This is a genomic window from Bacterioplanes sanyensis (assembly GCF_002237535.1).
GTDB lineage: Bacteria > Pseudomonadota > Gammaproteobacteria > Pseudomonadales > Oceanobacteraceae > Bacterioplanes > Bacterioplanes sanyensis_A.
Genome location: NZ_CP022530.1, coordinates 1096010 through 1114421 on the forward strand (window position 1 = coordinate 1096010; position 18412 = coordinate 1114421).

Sequence of the window (18412 nt, forward strand, 5' to 3'; positions counted from 1 at the left end):
GCGGCCTTCGGGCCGCTTTTTTGTGGCTGCTTTACGGCGCTTGCAGCACAAACATTTGATAACCGAACTCGCCTAAAAAGCTCTGATAAATGGATAATTCCCTTTCGATGTCCTGCCAAGCACTGGAATCGCCCAGCTCAGGCTCAAGCTGGTGCAGACGTTGCTGCAACGGCTGGCTGTAGTTCAGCCAGGCTTGCTCCGACATGGTAAAGGTGTGCAACAGCTTGAAGCCGCTATTGGCAATGTCTTCGCGGCGCTGCTGCAAGTTGGTCATTGCCGGATATTCCTGCTGCCAAAACGAAGTGGCTTCATCGCTGGGTTGCTCTGTTAACCAAATTAAATCACTGAACACCAATACGCCTTGCGCGCGCAATAATGGCTGCCAGTGTTTGAGCGCTTGCGCCACACCAATGATGTAGGCACAGCCTTCGGCCCATAACAGGTCAAACTCACCTTCCGCTAAATGAAGCATTTGCATATCGGCACAATGGGGCTGTATGCGTTCGTTCAAGCCCATTTGCTCAGCCGTTTGCATCAGCCGCTGCAGCGCTGGCTCGTCATTATCGTTGGCAATAATCTGTGCATGAGTGTGCTGTGCCAGTAGCAAGGTGGAGTGGCCCTGGCCGCAGCCAATATCCACCACTTGCTGAGGCGCAAAGGGTACGTTTGCCAACGCTGCCAGCGTATCCTCGCTGGAACCCGGCCCCCACTGGCTGACACCAGCGAAGATGTGCATAAAGTCGCGCATGTATTGATCGTGTGTGTTCATATCTTTTGATAACCATTTCAATCGAATTGCATCTTTGCGGCTGAAACCTTGGGTTTGCAGCCAGTCTAGGTGCGCATCAGGGGCAATTTGATCCAGTTCGTGATGCCATTGAGCCAAGCTACTGCGTCCTAACAAACCACTGAGCAGTTGATGGGCCTGTTGCTTGGCAGCAATTTCCTGCTCCAATTGCGTCAGGCGCTGCTGCAATAAGGCCCTATCCAGCTGGCTGTGCATGTATTGTTGGCACTCGATCAACGTCAGGCCGCCGGCCTGCAGCTGGCGAATCAGCAGAATATGTTGAACATCACGCTCACTGTAATAACGGTAGCCATTGCTACCGCACTGGCCCTGAATCAGTCCCAAGCGCTCGTAATACAACAAGGCTGAACGTGATAAACCGACCCGACTGGCCAGCTGTGAGATGCGATACATGGTGCCTCCCAAACGTGTTTACCCAGCGTAAACTATGAAGCAATAGACAGGTCAAGGGAGGGATGCAGGCTTGCTTGCAGGGCGTTACACTTTGCCGCTTTCTTTGTTCTCAGGCCATGACATGATTCGCGAAGACTTTCACGCCCACGTTTATTTTGATCTCGAAGCCATCGATACGGCGCGCCAGGTTAATCAGCAGGCGATTGAGCAGCTAGCGTGTGCGCGCATTTCAACCTTGCGCGAGCGTGAAGTGGGTCCACACACTAAGCCCATGTTCGAGGTGGTGTTTGCAACTGAAAACCGCGAGCATGTGGTGCAGTGGCTAGAACAAAACCGCCAGGGCTTGAGTGTGCTGGTGCATCCGGTGACGGATGACGACTACCTAGCCCATACGGACGGCGCCGTATGGCTGGGGCAGCCTCTGGCGTTAAAGCTAGAAACATTGCGCTGAGGAAGGCGCGCCGCTATGAGCAGAAAGTGCTGATGTACAAGGCTTCAACCTTGTCTCTGGCCCACTGAGTGCGGCGCAAAAACTTCAGCGAAGACTTAATGGATGGGTCTTTGCGAAAGCAGTTGATTTGCACTTCTGCGTGCAGGCCATCCCAGCCGTAGTGCTCCTGCAAACGCAGTAAAATTTTTTCAAGCGTTAACCCGTGCAAAGGGTTATTGGGTTGTTCTTGGCTCATGGTTGGGATTCCTTCGGGACAGCAGCTCAGTGTACCAGATGATATTGGCCACAGGTCGACCGTTAAACCACCACTTTGGCGTAACTATCACCGTCAATATCCACCACCTCTACTGAAATTGAGCAGTCAGAGTGGATGTCTAATCGCAGTTGTTCCAGCACTAAGTGAGACAACCGTGATTTCTGCTCAGCCGTTCTGCCCGGCAAAATTCTCAGTGTGGCGTGTACAAAGCTAATATCGACGCTGCCAGTCTTATAATGGCTGTAAGGTATCGAGCGAACTTTGATATCACTGCCCTCAATGGAAAACAGCTCGGAGGCAACGGCAGCTTGGTGAACCTTATCGATCAGGTCGCTGGCGGGCAGATTGTGTGAATGTTCGATAATGCAATGTGGCATCTGACATCCTTGGTTAAATATGTTGGCAGAACTGACGGCGGACTGACGGTGGATAGTGCCACAGCCCTCCTGGCTATGACAGCAACTCTCCTTTCCGATTCTCCTTTCCGTCTTTCTTTGCTGCGTTTCTTTCCCGCCTTTTCTTTCCACCTTGTTGTGTAGAAGTCTCCAACCTGCCTGTCCGACCTAAAAAGACAGCGGGCCGGTGGGTACGATGCCATTCGGATTTAACGCCTTGATGGAGTAATAGCCCGCTTTAATGTGCTGGATATTCACCGTCTGTGCAATGCCGTCAATGGCAAGGATGCGGTGCATATATGCGTGCAGGAAAGGCATGTCCTTTATCAAGTTACGATTGCACTTAAACAAGCCATGATACGCGACATCAAAACGAATCAGGGTAACAAACAGTCGTATGTCAGATTCTGTGAGCTGCTCGCCAAATAAATACGCACGGCCGTCGCTCAGTCGATCATCCAGCGTGTCCAGAGCACTAAATACGTTGGTATAAGCCTCGTCATAAGCTTGTTGCGTAGAGGCGAATCCTGCTTGATAGACGCCATTATTTAACTCAGAATAAATGTAGCTGTTTAACGCTTCGATATCCGCCGATAAATGCTCAGGCACTAAGTTGGGACCTTGATCGACGATGTCGACAAAAGCACTGTTGAAAATGCGGATAATATCCGCCGATTCGTTATTGACGATGGTGTGCGTTTTTTTATCCCACAGCACGGGTACGGTCGCGCGTCCAGTGTAGTTAGTGTCGACCTGGGTATAAATCTGATGCATAAAGTCGGCATGATTGAGAGCGTCCTGGTCGCTGTCTTCAAAGCCACCGAATTGCCAACCTTGCTCGCTCAATTGTGGATTCACCACCGAGACACTAATAATGTCCTCTAGCCCTTTTAACGTGCGTGCCATTAGGGTACGACTGGCCCATGGGCAGATATAAGCCACGTATAGGTGGTAACGATCTTTTTCTGCTTTAAAACCAGCATCACCGCTTGGCCCTGCGGCGCCGTCGGCAGTAATCCAATGGCGAAAAGACGAAGTTTGACGAATAAAACGGCCTTTTTCGTCTTTGTTTTGCACCGGCTGCCAGTTTTCTTGCCACTTACCGTTTACTAACATGGGGTTGTCCTCTGAGTGATGGCCCCGGCTGTAGCCGGGAGGGCCTGGTGTTTGGGATTAGGCCAGTTGCTGGCGCGGTGTGGTGTGCATGGACTGGCCTGCGCGCAAACGCTCGGCCAGCCAGTTATCCATGGCAAAGCGCCCAGCTCCTTGCAGGGTGAGTGCTGAGGTGGCTGCAAATAAGGCTAGTGCGTATTCGTAGCCATTGTTGCTCAGGAACAAGCCGTGGCTAATGTGCACGCTGAATATGGCCACCAACATGGTGAAGGCACTCACCGCTGCGGCTGGGCGTGTAGCCAGCCCGGCTACCAATGCCAACCCGCCAAAAAACTCAGCGCTGCCTGCCGCCAGAGCCATGATAAAACCAGGCTCTAGACCGATGCTGGCCATCCATTGGCCGGTGCCTTCTAGGCCATAGCCTCCAAACCAACCAAACAGTTTTTGCGCGCCGTGGGCAGCGAGAATGATGCCTACCGGTACACGCAGTACCGTAGCGGCCAGACCTGCGTTCGAATGAAATACAGATAACAGAGAGAAGTTTTTCATTGTCATGTCCTCGGGGTGTGTTTGCCTGAGCCTTGTGCTCGTTAGCTTGGAAACCATGTTATTGATCGTGATAGGCGAGATAAATCTGGCTATCATTGGATGATTGCCAATGAATTGTTTGCAATGAGGTATTGATGGACAGATTAGAGCTGTTGAAAGCCTTGCTGGCGGTGGCGGAAGAGGGCAGCTTTACCCGCGCTGCTCACAAGCTGAATAGCTCGAATCAGTTGGTGAGTAAGTATGTGTCGGAGCTGGAATCACAGCTCAGTGTGCGCTTGTTTAATCGCACCACACGCCGTGTTCATCTCACTGAAGCAGGCCAACAGGCGTTGCTGCACGCCCGGCGCATACTGGAAAGCTATGCCGATATGGAAAACCACTTCAGCCAATATCAGGGGGCTATCAGTGGTCGCCTTAACATCAGTGCGCCGGTATCCTTTTCGACACTGCACCTAGCGCCGCTGCTGCAATCCTTTAAACAGCACTACCCAGATGTCTGTGTGAATCTGGAATTAAGCGATCGCAAAGTGGATGTGGTGGAGGAAGGTTTTGATGTGGTATTGCGAATCGGCCATTTAAAAGACTCTTCTTTGGTCGCCAAGAAAATCGCACCGGTGCGATTGGTAATGTGCGCCTCCCCCAGTTATTTACGCGCAAACGGTGTACCGAATCAGCCGGAAGATTTAAATGCGGAACACTTTCTGCGCTATAGCTATATGGAGTTTGAACCGGCAAACTCGCAATTAATACAGGTGCTAAAGTCATATGCGCACAGCAAACCATCGGCCATGGTGGCCAACAATGGCGAGGTGTTAAAATCAGCCGCTGTAGTCGGTGATGGGTATGTGTTGCAACCAACATTTATTGTCGGAGAGGCCCTTCGTCAAGGACAGCTCATCACCATTCTTGATGATTTTGAAGTCGAACCACTGGGGCTGTATGCGGTATATCCACACCGCAAGCTAGTGGCACCAAAGCTGAGAGTGTTTATCGATTTTTTGAGTGGCTATTTTGGCGATCCGCCATATTGGGATCAGTTTGATCAAGTGTAATTGGGGTAAGACAGCAGTCCTTTCACTAAAAACACAGGGGGAGGCCCGAGTCGGGCCCCCGTTAAAATAGCTATGTTAATAGTGGTCATACGTTATCCAAAATCAGCTCAAGTCAGACAACTGAATACTTAGCATGGTATCGTCTTCATAGTTCTTGCTGATCTCATGAAAGCCGAGTTTCTGATAAAACTTCGCCGCTTTTTCAGCCTCTGGGTGATGGGCAACACGCAGTTGTGTATGACCTTGTTGTAGCAGATATTGCGCAACTTGCTGAACGACCTGTTGCCCAATGCCAGAGCGCTGCGACTCAGGTTGAATCAATAAGTGATGCAGTTCAGCGACTTCCTGTGCTTCGGGAACCAGCAAATAGCCGTCCTGAAACGCAGGGCCGTAGGCGACTATGCCAACGAAGCTATTGTTATGCTCAATTAAGTCACATTTTATGCGCTCATTGGCAATGTGGTGGCCTATCCAGTGGGTGTTGTAGTGCAAAAAACAGACATCTTCTTTGCCTGCCTTGATAGCCAACGCGTGGTGCGCGTTTTCGCGTGTTATCGGAATTAAGCGAGTCATTGCAATGTTACTCATGTGGTTTGATGGGAACTTGAGAATTGGAAGGGTGGGAGTTGGAAAGATTGGGGTTGAAAAGATGAGAGAAATTCCACTTCCCAGCAGAGGGCATTTTAGGGAGGTATTATAAAATTGCTAATTGTGAATAAGCAGTATTGTGTAAATTTCTGGTATTCCGATTGGGTGAGCTTACTCTAAGCCATCTCCTTCTGGTAAATACCGTTTGAATATTTTGTCGGCTTCGCCCTCTTTTTGTAGCTGCACAATGGCTGTATTTATCTCTTGCAGCAGTGTTTCAGCGCGCGGTGATGTGCGAGAAATCCAATAATAAACCAAGGTGGCGTCCAGTGCTGGTGCCACTCGATAGATAAAGTCATGCGATGCGGATAACGAGCCAATTTCAAGTCCGCCTTGAATGACTTCGAAGGTGGTGAGCATGACATCGCACTTTTTCTCAATAACACGATTAATGACTTGCTGGACGTTGGTTGAGCGCGTGTTGATGGTGCTGGTGAGGCCTTGCTGGCGTGCATATTCGTAGTTGTAACCCATCACACCGCAGACATGTAGATCATTAAAATCTTTAATGCTGTAAATATGCTCGAAACGCTGGCTGTTATCGCGGTGAAAAGCGTAACCAGGGCGCACGGCGAACACTGGCACGGTGCGTAAAAACTGCCGCATACGCTCATCATTAGCGCTGCCATTAATGAACATTTCAACGTCGGTCTTAGGGTAAGCAAACACCTGAGCCAGACAGCGTTTCCATGGCATAACATGAAATTGCAGCGATTGACCTAAACGTTGACTGACCGCTTGCAACAGCCGGTAACTGGCGCCTTGAACTTGCTCGCCTTTTAGATAGGTGTAGGGCGGCCACGCCGCATCCTCGCAGGCATGCAACGTCGACAGCTCTGCAGCGCTAGCACGAGAGCAGCCGAGAATGAGCAATGCGGCTAAGCAAACGCTGACGCAACAACGACGGTAACGCTGAAATACTGCCATCAGACCTGAGACCATGAATAACGCTGCAATGAATGGTGGTGCTTTTGTCAGTGTAGAGCAGAACCCAGCAAGGCCCAGCGGTTGTTACAACTGGTCATACCAAGGTCAAGGCCATTGATTTTGGGGTATGCAAAATAGTCTGATTGCGGTGTTTTAACGCCGTGGCAGCGCTGTTGATAGAAGTACGCAGCTAGAAGAGTCGCAGACACAGTGCTGTGGATGAGGCTTACAGCCATTGATCTATGGGGATAACACCACGACAAGGCCTTCACCAAGCAGCGGTTGCCAATTGCAGCGCTAATGGCAGAGGAATACGAAGCCAAGCCGGCGCATGAGCGCCAGTAATGCAGGCTCCAGAAACGAAAAAATCCGCGTAGCGGATTCTTTTACATGTCTTCGAAATAATGCTCGTCGAAGTTCTTTTCCAGACGCTTGCGCTCTAAGTGAGCTTCAATGGCGCGCCGGGCCATCAGCTTTTTGGACATCTGACAGTCCTTGTTAACAACGACGTTACCTTCCTGGTCAAACGATACAACTTCTTCATGGGCTGCATTTTTCAGAGCTGCTTCCATTGTATTTTCCTTTTTTTTGGCTTCACAGAGTCACTCAGAGTTGTCTGGGCTAACCCGGTTTCTGTGATTGTTATTGTTATTGGTTGCAAAAGCATGACAGCAAATAGCCGTAAGTCCAATGTGACAATGCGGCCATTGAACGATTGTCAGTACTTTATAAACTGCCTGTAAGTCGTTACAGCTCAACGCTTTTAATCTACAGGTGGTACTTAAGTGCCAATGTTTTTATGAAAGGTCGCTAAGCGTCGCTACAATGATTTGTCGCTAATCGTCCAGTTGGTTTGGTCAGCTTTCTAGCCGCAGCGAACGTATGCTGCGCTTGATGGCGTTCAGGTGTTCGGCAAACTCTGGACCACGACGCTGGGTAACGGCGACGGCCAGCATATCGATCACCATCAGGTGGGCGATGCGCGACGTCATGGGGGTGAACTTCTCGGTATCTTCTTCGATGTCGATATAAATTGGCAGCTCTGCCATCTGGCTCAACGCCGTATTCGCTGGCGCCAGGCTGACCACGCGCGCCCCGTGCTGTTGCGCCAGTTGCACTGAGTGCAGCAGGTCCTTGGTGCGACCACTTTGCGAAATAGCCACTACCACGTCGCGATCACTCAAGGTCACCGCAGACATGGCCTGCATGTGCGGATCGCTGTAGGCCGCGGTGGCCACCTGTAGGCGAAAGAACTTATGTTGCGCATCGATGGCGACGGCACCAGAGGCGCCAAAGCCATAAAACTCCACCCGTTGGGCGGCGCTGATGGCCGCCGAGGCATTGCTGACTTGTTCGGCTTGCAGCTGTGCTTTGACCTGATGCAGGCGTTGGATGGTGGTGTCGGCAATCTTGTTGCAGATGTCGGCAATGCCGTCGTCGTCGGCAATGGCAAACTGGCCAATGTTGTTGGCGATGGCCATTTCCTGGGCAATGCGTACTTTAAACTCTTGGAAGCCATTGCAGCCAATGGCGCGGCAGAAACGCACAATGGTCGGTTCGCTGACTTGTGCTTCCTGCGCAAGATCGACAATGCGCATGTGCATCACTTGCTGCGGTGCCTTCAGTACGAACTCGGCAACCTTCACTTCAGACTTGCGCAGCCCGGTGATGGCGGCGGCGATCTCACTCAGAATGGGGCGATTACTCACGATCGGCGTCTCTGCTGTTTGTGGCGATTATAGAGCAGCCGTTCAAGATGACCACCGTTGTCTGCGCCGCTGCCAGCGGGCCTGTTGACGGCTCAGTAGATGTATAAATGTACAGTCTTTGGTAGACTGCGACGCGGCCAGAGCAGTCTGGTTCAGGTCTGTAACCCCGGGGCTCCTATGGATATTGAATTACTTCTTGACCAATTAAACGACGGCCAACGCAATGCCGTTGCCGCCAGTTCGAAGCATCAGCTGGTACTGGCCGGTGCGGGCTCCGGTAAGACTCGGGTGTTGGTACAGCGCATCGCTTGGCTACTGGCGGTGGAAAATGTGTCGCCTTTTGCGTTGATGGCTGTGACCTTCACCAATAAGGCCGCACGCGAGATGCGCGGTCGTTTGGAACAGCTGTTAGATGTGCCCAGCAATGGCATGTGGGTGGGCACCTTTCACGGCTTGGCGCACCGCTTGTTAAAGCAGCATTGGCGCGAAGCCAACCTGCCACAATACTTTCAGGTACTCGATAGCGACGATCAGCTGCGTTTGGTCAAACGCATCATGCGCGCCAACAATTACGACGACAGCCGATTTCCACCCAAGCAAGTGCAGTGGTACATCAACGGTCATAAAGACGAAGGCCGCCGCGCTGCTCATGTGATTCCGTCGTCTGACCCGTTCGCCCGTACCATGCAGGAAATCTATCATCTGTACGAAGAAAACTGCCAGCAGAACGGCTTGGTGGATTTTGGCGAAATACTGCTGCGCGCCCATGAGCTGTGGCTCAATAACCCAGAATTATTGGAGCATTACCAGCAACGTTTCCGCCATATTTTGGTGGACGAGTTTCAAGACACCAACAACATTCAATACGCTTGGATTCGCTTGTTGGCCGGAAATCGCGTGTCCGTGATGGCGGTGGGCGACGATGACCAATCCATTTACGGCTGGCGCGGCGCTAACATCGACAACATTCGTAACTTCCAGCAAGACTTCGTTGGCGCCGAGCTGATTAAGCTGGAAATGAACTACCGCTCCACCGCCACCATTCTCGATGCCGCCAATGCCGTTATCGCCAATAACCAAGGGCGTTTGGGCAAAGAACTGAAAACCACCGGCGACGATGGCGATAAAATCGCATTGTATAGCGCCTTCAATGAGCAAGATGAGGCGCGCTACATCGCCGACTTGGTCGACGACTGGTCGCGTAACGGCCGCGACCGTCGCGACTTTGCTGTGCTGTACCGTTCCAATGCGCAATCACGCACGCTGGAAGAAGCGTTTTTACGCGCCGCGATTCCGTACCGCATTTATGGCGGTCAGCGCTTCTACGAGCGTCTGGAAATCAAAAACGCCACCGCCTATTTACGCTTGTTGCTCAACCGCCACGACGATGCCGCGATGGAGCGAGTCATCAATGTACCGGCACGCGCCATAGGTGAGAAAACCGTCGATATCGTTCGTTCTCACGCCCGTGAGCAAGGCTGCTCCATGTGGCAAGCTGCAGCGGAAGTGGCGTCGCTAAGCATGGTGCCAAAGCGGGCGGCCAATGCCATCCAAAGCTTTCTCGATCTGATTGATGAAATGAGCATCGGCATTGACGAGCTGGACCTGCATGAAATCGTCGATCGCGCCATTGAGCAAAGTGGCTTGATCGAGCATCACCGCAAGGAAAAAGGCGAAAAGGGCCAAGCGCGCCTCGACAACCTAGACGAGCTGATCAACGCCGCTCGTCAGTTTGAAAGCGATGACGAACTCGACGAGGATGATGAAGCCAGTGAGTTGGCTATCTTCCTCGACAACGCTGCCCTGGATGCTGGCGAAGGCCAAGCCGACGAGCATGAAGACGCAGTGCAAATGATGACGTTGCACTCGGCTAAGGGATTGGAATTTCCGTTGGTGGTGCTGACGGGTATGGAAGAGGGGCTGTTTCCGCACAAAATGTCGATGGACGATGCCGACGGTCTGGAAGAAGAGCGACGTTTGGCTTACGTCGGCATCACTCGCGCAATGAGCAAGCTGGTGCTGACCCACGCTGAAAGTCGCCGTTTACATGGGCAAGAAAACTACAGCACACCGTCGCGCTTTATTCGTGAAATTCCAGCGGAGCTGGTGGAAGAAGTACGCCTGAAGAACAGCATCAGCCGGCCGCTGACTGCGCGCGAAAAACCGCGCACTGAACGCCCGGCGATGTTGGATGCCGGTTTGCCATTCCAGCTGGGGCAACGGGTGTTTCATGAAATGTTTGGTGAAGGCACGGTGCTGCAGTTTGAAGGCCAAGGGCCAGGGCTGAGAGTGCAGATCAATTTCGACGACGCCGGTAGTAAGTGGCTGGTGGTTAGCTTCGCCAAGTTGCAGACGCTCTAGCCCGTACCTTCATCCCGTAACTTCAGCCCGCAGCTCTAGCCCACACGCTTAGCCCGGCGACTGTACCGCTGGGCGCTGCGCTAGCGGCGCCGCTGTAGCGGCCGCTATACTGGTCTGCAGTTGTTTCGGAGTTGTTTTGTGCGTTCTTGCCTGTACTCGCCGCGCGGTTTTACCCTCATTGAGTTGCTCATCACACTGGTCATTGTGGGCTTGCTGGCGGCGTTGGCGCTGCCACGCTTTAGCGATGTCAGTGACGAGGCCGAACTGGCACAGGTACAAGGAGTGGCGGCCGCATTGCAGTCTGGTGTAAAGCTGGCGCGTACGGTGTTTGCCAGCCAAGGCCATGGCAGCCGGGTTCAGAATTTGGCCGGCTTCGGTGAGGGCAATGTCGACACCAATAATCTTGGCTATCCGATCGGTATCGACAAAGGCAATGGCAACGAGAATATCGGTCGCGGGCCACGTGGTTGTGCCGGCGTCTGGAGCGGTGTATTGAGCGCCGCGCCCAGCGTAGCCCACAATACCAGCGTGCTCGACTACCAAGCCTATCGCCACACTGGCAACCGGGTGTGCTCGTATGTGTACCGTGCTGGTGGTGACAGTGGCAATCGCAACACTGCCCAGCTGGTCATTCAATACGACTCACGCGATGGCAGTGTGCGAGTTTGTGGCCAGCACCCTCGGCTGGCAGCGTGCTGACATTGGCTTATTAGCCGGTGGTGAAACCAGCCACATTCGGCTGCTGCTCGAGCCACTGCAGCTCTACCTGATCGACACGCGCATTGGGCGGCCCTTGGTGCAGATATTCCAGCAGCCGTTCCAGCTCAGCGCTGGGGTCCATGACTAGGCAACCGTTAGTCTTGGGAACCCACCTCATAGAGCGCGAAGCTGAATTCTTTGGTGTCTTTGCGTTTACGCTGTTGCCAATGCGCCGGCAAGTCAGGGCTGAGCTGGCTTTCATGTTCGATATAGACCAGTGCGCCTGGCAACAGCGTGAGCTGCTGCAGCGCCGGTTGCAGCAAGTTCTGGCCAAACGGCGGGTCGAGAAAGACCAGATCGTAGGGCTCTGGGTTATCGGCCAGCCACAACAGCGCATCGCCAGCCCACACCTGGGCATTGCGTGCCTGCAACGTTTTTAAATTGTCCTTCAGTTGCAGTGCGGCTTTGGGATTTTTCTCCAGAAAAACCACTTCTTTGGCGCCGCGTGACAAGGCTTCAAAGCCAAGAGCGCCGCTGCCGGCAAAGGCGTCTAACACGCGTGCGCCTTCAATATCGAACTGCAGCCAGTTAAACAGTGTTTCGCGCACTCGGTCCATGGTCGGGCGCAGGCCATCAATCGCCGGAAAGCGCAGTCGGCGTGAGCGCCATTCGCCGCCGATGATTCTGAGTTGCTGATTGGGAGTCTTACTCACGGGTGTTACTCAATGTCGAAAGCAAGCACTGCTGCGCTTGCTGGGGGGCGGTACGCTGACTATCGGCCAGCGACTGATACAGTTGTCGATACACGTCTTCTGACCAGCGATGGTAGGCAAGATGGCGGCGAATGTCGATCTGACCCGCAGTGGAAAGCCACGCCTGGCGCAAGCGTTGGGCTTGCTGTTGGCGCCAGCTTTGCCACTGGTTGCGGTCTGGCCAGCTTGGTTCCGTCAGTGGCTGCAGCTCAGCCAGTTGATGCCAATCCCGCCCCTGTTGTTCGGCGATCCACAGCGCGCCTGGCAGTTGCTCGGCAATGCAAATCAGCAATTCACTGCTGCGATGGGTGAGTGCGGTCAGGCGCTGATGTTGCACTATATAAGCCGCCATCGCCTGTGCTTCTTGTTGTGTCCAGGGGCCGTGCAACAACATGGTCGCGCTGCGCGCTTGGCTGGCTGGCGGCAGCGCCCGCAGTTGCTGCGCCCAATCGTCGCTGCTTAATGGCTGTTGGCCAGTGGAGCCGTCGTCGAACAACAATGTCAGCTGGCCAGTCTGACCGGCCTGCATGGCATGCCATATCTGCACGCCTTCTTGTGTGCGCCAAGTGTCCCATACCTGTTGCGCCAGCGGTGCCAACGACATTGGCTCCAGTGGCATGTCCTGCTGATGTTGATGACGCAAGTTGATGATCACAATCAGCAGCATCGAGCTGAGCATGATGACGGTCAGAGTTGGGCGGCTGAAACGCACAGAATCTCCTTCAGGTGTGACCGGGCGGGGGCGGTTAGTGGTAGGATAGCGGCCTGTTTTTTGAACTGCCGACCTTTTCAGCGGTCGGTGGTTGTCGAGCCAATCGAGACCGTGCCCACATGTTTGACTTTTTTAAGCGTAAAAAGAAGAAAGCGGCGGAACAAGCCCAGTCACAACCCGAGGTGGTAGAGACCCAGGAAGCGCCCGAGGTTCCTAACACCGTCGAAGCCGCCGATGCGGTGGAGCAGGCCAGCGCCGAGTCAGTGCAGCCAGCCACATCTGAGCCCGAACCAGCGCCTGCTCCAGCACCAACGCCTGCGCCAGAACCAACGCCTGCGCCAGAACCAACACCTGCGCCAGAACCAACACCTGCGCCAGAACCAACACCTGCGCCAGAACCAACACCTGCGCCAGAACCAACACCTGCGCCAGAACCAACACCTGCGCCAGAACCAACGCCTCCGCCAGAACCAACGCCTGCGCCAGAACCAACACCTGAGCCAGCACCAACGCCTGAGCCAGTACCAACGCCTGCGCCAGAAGCCGAGAAACCGAAAAAAGCCGGTTTCTTTAGCCGCATTCGCCAAGGTCTGAGCAAGACACGCAGCAACTTTACCGAAGGGCTGGCGGACCTGCTGATTGGTAAAAAAGAGATCGACGACGATCTGCTGGAAGAACTCGAAACTCAGCTGATCATGGCCGATGTTGGCGTAGAAGCGACCACGGAAATTATGGCCGGTCTGACCCGTCGCGTTAGTCGCAATGAGCTTAGCGATTCCGACGCTTTGTACGAGGCGCTGACCACCGAGTTGGCGAGCATGCTGACTAGTGTGCAGAAGCCGCTCAACTTAGAAGCGGGTAATAAGCCGTACGTGATCTTGATGGTGGGCATCAACGGCGTGGGCAAGACCACCACCATTGGTAAGCTGGCCAAGCAGTTCCAGAGCGAAGGCAAAAGCGTGATGCTCGCGGCGGGTGATACATTCCGCGCTGCAGCGGTGGAGCAGCTGCAAGTATGGGGCGAGCGCAATGATGTGCCGGTGATCGCGCAGCATACTGGCGCGGACTCTGCCTCGGTGATTTATGACGCGGTGCAGGCGGCCCAGTCGCGCGGCGCTGATGTCTTGATCGCTGATACCGCTGGCCGTTTGCACAACAAAGATAACTTGATGCAAGAGCTGGAAAAAGTCGTGCGGGTGATGAAAAAGCTCGACGACAGCGCTCCGCATGAGGTGATGCTGGTGCTGGATGCCGGTACTGGCCAAAACGCCATCAATCAGGCCAAGCAGTTTCAGCAATTGATTGGTGTCACCGGGCTGACCTTAACCAAGCTGGATGGCACCGCTAAGGGCGGTATCATCTTTGCGCTGGCGAAGCAGTTTGGCTTGCCTGTGCGCTACATCGGTGTGGGGGAAGGCATTGATGACTTGCGTCCATTCGACGCCGATGAGTTTACCCGCGCTCTGTTTCGCAACGACGACTAGCGGTAAGTCACTGTGAGTGAAGCGATGGTGCGCTTTGAGCGCGTGAGCAAGCGTTACCCGGGTGGCCGCGACGCGCTCAGCGGCGTCAACTTCGAACTGGGACGTGGTGAGTTCGCCTTTCTGACTGGCCACAGCGGCGCCGGTAAAAGCACCTTACTGAAGCTGATGATGCTGATGGACCGACCATCGCGCGGCAAAGTCTTTGTTGATGGCCAAGATCTGGCCTCATTGCGCCCAGGGCAGGTGCCGTTTCATCGCCGCAAGATCGGCGTGGTGTTTCAAAATCACCAACTGCTGTTCGATCGTACCGTGTTCGATAATGTCGCCTTGCCGTTACAGATTGCAGGTTTCAGCCCGGCGGAAGCGGCTCGGCGGGTACGCGCGGCACTCGACTCCGTTGGCCTTTTGGGCAAAGAAGCACGCACCCCAATCGAACTGTCGGGCGGTGAGCAACAACGCGTTGGCATCGCTCGCGCGGTGGTTAACAAACCTGCATTACTGTTAGCCGACGAACCCACCGGTAACCTCGACCCAGAGCTGTCGGCCGAAATCATGGACTTGTTCGTTCGCTTTCAACAAGTGGGCGTGACCGTATTGATTGCTACCCACGACATCGCACTGATTGAGCAGATGGGGCATCGGCGTTTGATTTTGGATCACGGGCAGTTAGTCGCCGGTGGCAATGCGGTGGAGGACGATATCTATGGCGGATAAGCCGGTGCAACAAGGCGCCTCTGAGCAACGTATCGGTACCGTGCATCGTTTGAAAGCCTGGTTTGCCAATCATCAGCTGGTGGCGGTGGAAACTCTGCTCAAGTTGTTGCAAAAACCCACCACCACTATTTTGACCTGGTTGGTCGTGGCCATCGCCTTAACGTTGCCGGGCGCACTGTGGATGACTGTCGACAATGTGCAGCAGTTGGGTGGTCAATTGCAGCAATCCGGGCGCATGTCGGTGTATTTGCAGCCTGGCATTAGCAATGCGCAAGGGCAGCAACTCGCCACCAAAATCGATGGCTGGTCACAAGTCGCTGCGGCAGATTATGTGAGCGCCGAGCAAGCGTTGGCTGAGTTTCAGGCATCCACCGGTTTGGGCGCTGCATTAGAATTGCTGTCGGAAAACCCGCTGCCTGCGGTGATCTTAGTAGAGCCGCCACTCGGCTTGCAGCCACAAGCGCTGGAAGGATTGAGGTTACGCCTGGCTGAGCAACCCTTGGTGGACGATGTCCAGGTTGATATGCGCTGGGTGCAGCGATTGCTGGCCATCTTGCAGCTCGGAGAGCGCATGATCTGGGTACTGGGCAGTCTGCTGGCGTTGGCGATTGTGCTGGTAGTCGGCAACACCGTGCGGCTATCGATCGCCGCGCATGAGGACGAAATCCGTGTGATTAAACTGGTCGGCGGCACCAATGCTTATGTACGCCGTCCCTTTCTGTACCTGGGGGTGTGGATTGGCATGGTCGGTGGCCTGATGTGCTGGCTACTGTTGGTGCTGTGTTGGTGGTTGCTCAGCGGACCTGTGATGTCGCTGGCTGAGCTATATGGCTCAACCTTTACATTGCAGCCGTTATCAGCCGGCGCGGCGCTGTTATTATTGGGCGCTGCGGTAGTGATGGCTTGGCTTGGTGCCTGGTGGTCGGTGAGTCGGCATCTTCATCACATTGAGCCGCAGGCATAATACTGACAAAACTGTACGGATTGTTCCATAAAGGAACTCTCTGCGGACTTGGCGGTCGTAAAACGCGAGTGCTAGACTAGCCCTCGCTGTTGGTGACCATCAATAGCCCGATTAACGATCCTTATTTCAGGAGTGTTCGATGAACAAAGGCTTGCAAGCCATCAATGCTATGTCACCAGGTGCCAACCTGGAGGCTTACATTAGCACGGTGAATGCGATCCCTGTGCTGAGCCCAGAGGAAGAAAAAGCTCTGGCTGAGCGTCTCCATTATGAGGGTGACCTGGAAGCAGCACGGCAGCTGGTTATGTCGCATATGCGCTTTGTTGTGCATATCGCCCGCAGCTACTCCGGCTACGGACTGAACCAGGCAGACTTGATCCAAGAAGGCAACGTCGGCCTGATGAAGGCGGTCAAACGCTTTAATCCTGAAGTGGGTGTGCGACTGGTGTCCTTTGCGGTGCATTGGATTAAGGCCGAGATCCACGAGTACATCTTGCGCAACTGGCGCATCGTTAAGGTGGCGACCACCAAAGCACAGCGCAAACTGTTCTTTAACTTACGCAGTCAGAAAAAGAGCCTGGGCTGGTTAAGCAACGACGAGGCGGAAGCTATTGCCTCTGACCTGGGCGTTGAAAAGAAAACCGTATTCGAAATGGAAGGCCGTCTGCACGCGTATGATGCGGCCTTTGATGCAGGCGTAGATGACGACGACGAAAGTGCGTATCAGGCGCCGGCCTATTATCTCGAAGATCATAGCCATGATCCGGCGCGTTTGGTTGAGCATGACAACTATGAACAGGACGCTAACGATCGTTTGGCCAATGCCCTAGATCAGCTTGATGACCGCAGCCGCGCCATCCTGCAGCAGCGATGGTTGAATGAAGACAAATCGACCTTGCATGAGCTGGCGGCGGTATACAACGTCTCGGCTGAGCGTATTCGCCAGCTGGAAAAGAACGCGATGAAGAAGCTCAAGAGCGCGATTGGTACCGATCTAGTGTTAGCTTGATCGCTCTGACAAGTGCCCAATAAAAAAGCCGCTGAACTCAGCGGCTTTTTTGTGTCTGCGACTCAGTCTGTAACTGAGTCCCTAAATCCCTAGCAACAGAGCGTGGCTTATTTGCCACGCATCGAGTCGAAGAACTCGTCGTTGGTCTTGGTCTGACGTAGCTTGTCGAGGATAAACTCGATGGCTTGTACGTCTTCCATCTCGCTCAGCAGCTTGCGCAGGATCCACAGACGCTGCAGCTCGCCTTCTGGGAACATCATGTCTTCACGACGGGTGCCCGAGCGGCGAATGTTAATGGCTGGGTAGATGCGCTTCTCAGCGATCTTACGATCCAGGTGCAGTTCCTGGTTACCGGTACCTTTAAATTCTTCGTAGATGACTTCGTCCATCTTCGACCCGGTGTCGACCAGAGCGGTAGCGATGATGGTCAAGGAGCCGCCTTCTTCGACGTTACGCGCAGCACCAAAGAAACGCTTTGGTTTTTCCAGCGCGTTGGCGTCGACACCACCGGTCAGGACTTTACCTGAGCTTGGGATAACGGTGTTATAGGCGCGTGCCAAACGGGTAATGGAGTCGAGCAGAATCACCACATCACGCTTGTGCTCAACCAGACGCTTGGCCTTTTCGATCACCATTTCAGCGACCTGAACATGGCGTGCTGGTGGCTCATCAAAGGTTGAGGCAACCACTTCACCGCGTACCGAGCGGCTCATTTCGGTCACTTCTTCCGGGCGTTCATCGATCAGCAAAACGATCAGGTCGCTTTCTGGATTGTTGCGGGTAATCGACTGTGCAATGGTTTGCAGCAGCATGGTTTTACCGGCTTTCGGCGGTGCTACGATCAGACCACGCTGACCTTTACCAATCGGTGCGGTCAGGTCCAATACGCGTGATGACAAGTCTTCGGTGGAGCCATTGCCGACTTCCAGAATAAAGCGCTCATTCGGGAACAGCGGCGTCAGGTTTTCAAACAGAATCTTAGACTTAGCGTTTTCCGGCTTATCGTCATTGATCTCGTTGACCTTAAGCATGGCGAAGTAGCGCTCGCCATCTTTGGGTGGGCGGATCTTACCGGCAATCTTGTCGCCTTTACGCAGATTGAAGCGGCGAATCTGGCTCGGTGAGACGTAAATATCGTCTGGACCAGCCAGGTAAGAACTGCTGGCGCTGCGCAAGAAACCAAAGCCGTCCTGCAGAATCTCCAGTACCCCTTCGCCGTAGATGTCTTCGCCGCTTTTGGCGTGATTCTTCAAAATGGCAAAGATGATGTCTTGTTTACGGGTACGGCTGACGTGTTCCAGCTTCATCGACTTAGCGATTTCTAACAGCTCAGGAACGGATTTCAGTTTCAGATCGGAAAGATTCATAGGAATACGGGTTGATTGTTTGTGTTTCTAGAGAAAATTGCGCGAGCAA

The 18412-nt window shown here is 53.8% G+C and carries 21 protein-coding genes; 8 read left to right on the plus strand and 13 right to left on the minus strand.

Going from position 1 to position 18412, the window contains the following annotated elements; translation table 11 throughout:
* Positions 1–31: 31 nt before the first annotated feature.
* Entirely contained in the window at positions 32–1201 is a 1170-nt protein-coding gene (locus CHH28_RS05140) for a MerR family transcriptional regulator (protein WP_094059304.1), read from the minus strand.
* A 121-nt stretch (positions 1202–1322) separates the two neighbouring features.
* On the opposite strand from CHH28_RS05140, the gene CHH28_RS05145 reads away from it, so the two are divergent.
* Positions 1323–1652: a DOPA 4,5-dioxygenase family protein gene (locus CHH28_RS05145; protein ID WP_094059305.1), complete on the plus strand. Its 330-nt coding sequence runs from the start codon at positions 1323–1325 to the stop codon at positions 1650–1652.
* A 13-nt stretch (positions 1653–1665) separates the two neighbouring features.
* Here CHH28_RS05145 and CHH28_RS05150 read toward each other — a convergent pair whose 3' ends face one another.
* From CHH28_RS05150 to CHH28_RS05165, 4 genes are all read right to left on the minus strand, one after another.
* Entirely contained in the window at positions 1666–1887 is a 222-nt protein-coding gene (locus tag CHH28_RS05150) for a VF530 family DNA-binding protein (protein WP_094059306.1), read from the minus strand.
* A 62-nt stretch (positions 1888–1949) separates the two neighbouring features.
* Positions 1950–2285 (minus strand): 5-carboxymethyl-2-hydroxymuconate Delta-isomerase, encoded by a 336-nt coding sequence (locus CHH28_RS05155; RefSeq protein ID WP_094059307.1) that lies wholly within the window; start codon positions 2283–2285, stop codon positions 1950–1952.
* Between the two features lie 186 nt (positions 2286–2471).
* Positions 2472–3419 carry a glutathione S-transferase family protein gene (locus tag CHH28_RS05160; RefSeq protein WP_094059308.1) on the minus strand — a complete coding sequence of 316 codons (948 nt, stop codon included), beginning with the start codon at positions 3417–3419 and terminating at the stop codon, positions 2472–2474.
* A gap of 57 nt (positions 3420–3476) precedes the next feature.
* On the minus strand, positions 3477–3965 hold the full coding sequence (locus tag CHH28_RS05165) for a DoxX family protein (protein WP_199244003.1): 489 nt from the start codon (positions 3963–3965) through the stop codon (positions 3477–3479).
* 134 nt (positions 3966–4099) lie between these two features.
* On the opposite strand from CHH28_RS05165, the gene CHH28_RS05170 reads away from it, so the two are divergent.
* A complete protein-coding gene (locus CHH28_RS05170) occupies positions 4100–5017 on the plus strand; it encodes a LysR family transcriptional regulator (RefSeq protein ID WP_094059310.1) in 918 nt (305 codons plus the stop codon).
* A gap of 102 nt (positions 5018–5119) precedes the next feature.
* Here the strand turns inward: CHH28_RS05170 and CHH28_RS05175 are convergent, their stop codons facing one another.
* The 4 genes from CHH28_RS05175 to CHH28_RS05190 form a co-directional block, all read right to left on the minus strand.
* On the minus strand, positions 5120–5605 hold the full coding sequence (locus CHH28_RS05175; RefSeq protein WP_094059311.1) for a GNAT family N-acetyltransferase: 486 nt from the start codon (positions 5603–5605) through the stop codon (positions 5120–5122).
* A 171-nt stretch (positions 5606–5776) separates the two neighbouring features.
* The gene (locus CHH28_RS05180) at positions 5777–6592 is read right to left on the minus strand and encodes a substrate-binding periplasmic protein (RefSeq protein WP_157729785.1); all 816 of its coding nucleotides are present in this window, start codon (positions 6590–6592) and stop codon (positions 5777–5779) included.
* 386 nt (positions 6593–6978) lie between these two features.
* Positions 6979–7164 (minus strand): PA3496 family putative envelope integrity protein, encoded by a 186-nt coding sequence (locus CHH28_RS05185; RefSeq protein WP_094059313.1) that lies wholly within the window; start codon positions 7162–7164, stop codon positions 6979–6981.
* A 285-nt stretch (positions 7165–7449) separates the two neighbouring features.
* On the minus strand, positions 7450–8301 hold the full coding sequence (locus CHH28_RS05190; protein ID WP_094059314.1) for an SIS domain-containing protein: 852 nt from the start codon (positions 8299–8301) through the stop codon (positions 7450–7452).
* 177 nt (positions 8302–8478) lie between these two features.
* On the opposite strand from CHH28_RS05190, the gene uvrD reads away from it, so the two are divergent.
* Both uvrD and CHH28_RS05200 read left to right on the plus strand, forming a co-directional pair.
* Positions 8479–10662, plus strand: a complete 2184-nt coding sequence (uvrD, locus tag CHH28_RS05195; RefSeq protein ID WP_094059315.1) for a DNA helicase II — start codon at positions 8479–8481, stop codon at positions 10660–10662.
* Between the two features lie 138 nt (positions 10663–10800).
* The gene (locus CHH28_RS05200) at positions 10801–11361 is read left to right on the plus strand and encodes a pilus assembly FimT family protein (protein ID WP_157729786.1); all 561 of its coding nucleotides are present in this window, start codon (positions 10801–10803) and stop codon (positions 11359–11361) included.
* Between the two features lie 10 nt (positions 11362–11371).
* Here the strand turns inward: CHH28_RS05200 and CHH28_RS20025 are convergent, their stop codons facing one another.
* From CHH28_RS20025 to CHH28_RS05210, 3 genes are read right to left on the minus strand one after another with little or no spacing between them, the layout of a single operon-like run.
* Positions 11372–11503, minus strand: coding sequence for an acylphosphatase (locus CHH28_RS20025; RefSeq protein WP_199244004.1), 132 nt, complete (start codon positions 11501–11503; stop codon positions 11372–11374).
* A 13-nt stretch (positions 11504–11516) separates the two neighbouring features.
* Complete coding sequence (gene rsmD / locus CHH28_RS05205; RefSeq protein ID WP_094059317.1) at positions 11517–12074, minus strand: 16S rRNA (guanine(966)-N(2))-methyltransferase RsmD; 558 nt, start codon at positions 12072–12074, stop codon at positions 11517–11519.
* Positions 12067–12825, minus strand: coding sequence for a hypothetical protein (locus CHH28_RS05210; protein ID WP_094059318.1), 759 nt, complete (start codon positions 12823–12825; stop codon positions 12067–12069). Before CHH28_RS05210 ends, rsmD begins: the two co-directional genes overlap by 8 nt.
* A gap of 119 nt (positions 12826–12944) precedes the next feature.
* On the opposite strand from CHH28_RS05210, the gene ftsY reads away from it, so the two are divergent.
* The 4 genes from ftsY to rpoH all read left to right on the plus strand — a co-directional run bounded on the left by ftsY (position 12945) and on the right by rpoH (position 16996).
* Complete coding sequence (ftsY, locus tag CHH28_RS05215) at positions 12945–14309, plus strand: signal recognition particle-docking protein FtsY (protein ID WP_094059319.1); 1365 nt, start codon at positions 12945–12947, stop codon at positions 14307–14309.
* A gap of 24 nt (positions 14310–14333) precedes the next feature.
* Complete coding sequence (ftsE, locus tag CHH28_RS05220) at positions 14334–15023, plus strand: cell division ATP-binding protein FtsE (RefSeq protein ID WP_094059320.1); 690 nt, start codon at positions 14334–14336, stop codon at positions 15021–15023.
* Entirely contained in the window at positions 15013–15987 is a 975-nt protein-coding gene (gene ftsX, locus CHH28_RS05225) for a permease-like cell division protein FtsX (RefSeq protein ID WP_157729787.1), read from the plus strand. Before ftsE ends, ftsX begins: the two co-directional genes overlap by 11 nt.
* Positions 15988–16126: 139 nt before the next feature.
* Positions 16127–16996: an RNA polymerase sigma factor RpoH gene (gene rpoH / locus CHH28_RS05230; protein WP_094059322.1), complete on the plus strand. Its 870-nt coding sequence runs from the start codon at positions 16127–16129 to the stop codon at positions 16994–16996.
* Between the two features lie 107 nt (positions 16997–17103).
* On the opposite strand, the gene rho is transcribed toward rpoH, so the two are convergent.
* Positions 17104–18363 carry a transcription termination factor Rho gene (gene rho / locus CHH28_RS05235; protein WP_094059323.1) on the minus strand — a complete coding sequence of 420 codons (1260 nt, stop codon included), beginning with the start codon at positions 18361–18363 and terminating at the stop codon, positions 17104–17106.
* Positions 18364–18412 lie beyond the last annotated feature (49 nt).

Excerpts from the sequence above, each read along its gene's own strand:
- CHH28_RS05185 (WP_094059313.1), bottom strand. The coding sequence starts at position 7,164 with ATGGAAGCAGCTCTGAAAAATGCAGCCCATGAAGAAGTTGTATCGTTT.
- ftsE (WP_094059320.1), top strand. The coding sequence starts at position 14,334 with ATGGTGCGCTTTGAGCGCGTGAGCAAGCGTTACCCGGGTGGCCGCGAC.
- CHH28_RS05165 (WP_199244003.1), bottom strand. The coding sequence starts at position 3,965 with ATGAAAAACTTCTCTCTGTTATCTGTATTTCATTCGAACGCAGGTCTG.
- rpoH (WP_094059322.1), top strand. The coding sequence starts at position 16,127 with ATGAACAAAGGCTTGCAAGCCATCAATGCTATGTCACCAGGTGCCAAC.
- CHH28_RS05155 (WP_094059307.1), bottom strand. The coding sequence starts at position 2,285 with ATGCCACATTGCATTATCGAACATTCACACAATCTGCCCGCCAGCGAC.
- CHH28_RS05160 (WP_094059308.1), bottom strand. The coding sequence starts at position 3,419 with ATGTTAGTAAACGGTAAGTGGCAAGAAAACTGGCAGCCGGTGCAAAAC.
- CHH28_RS05175 (WP_094059311.1), bottom strand. The coding sequence starts at position 5,605 with ATGAGTAACATTGCAATGACTCGCTTAATTCCGATAACACGCGAAAAC.
- rho (WP_094059323.1), bottom strand. The coding sequence starts at position 18,363 with ATGAATCTTTCCGATCTGAAACTGAAATCCGTTCCTGAGCTGTTAGAA.
- CHH28_RS05150 (WP_094059306.1), bottom strand. The coding sequence starts at position 1,887 with ATGAGCCAAGAACAACCCAATAACCCTTTGCACGGGTTAACGCTTGAA.
- CHH28_RS05140 (WP_094059304.1), bottom strand. The coding sequence starts at position 1,201 with ATGTATCGCATCTCACAGCTGGCCAGTCGGGTCGGTTTATCACGTTCA.
- ftsY (WP_094059319.1), top strand. The coding sequence starts at position 12,945 with ATGTTTGACTTTTTTAAGCGTAAAAAGAAGAAAGCGGCGGAACAAGCC.
- uvrD (WP_094059315.1), top strand. The coding sequence starts at position 8,479 with ATGGATATTGAATTACTTCTTGACCAATTAAACGACGGCCAACGCAAT.
- CHH28_RS20025 (WP_199244004.1), bottom strand. The coding sequence starts at position 11,503 with ATGGACCCCAGCGCTGAGCTGGAACGGCTGCTGGAATATCTGCACCAA.
- ftsX (WP_157729787.1), top strand. The coding sequence starts at position 15,013 with ATGGCGGATAAGCCGGTGCAACAAGGCGCCTCTGAGCAACGTATCGGT.
- CHH28_RS05170 (WP_094059310.1), top strand. The coding sequence starts at position 4,100 with ATGGACAGATTAGAGCTGTTGAAAGCCTTGCTGGCGGTGGCGGAAGAG.
- CHH28_RS05180 (WP_157729785.1), bottom strand. The coding sequence starts at position 6,592 with ATGGCAGTATTTCAGCGTTACCGTCGTTGTTGCGTCAGCGTTTGCTTA.
- CHH28_RS05145 (WP_094059305.1), top strand. The coding sequence starts at position 1,323 with ATGATTCGCGAAGACTTTCACGCCCACGTTTATTTTGATCTCGAAGCC.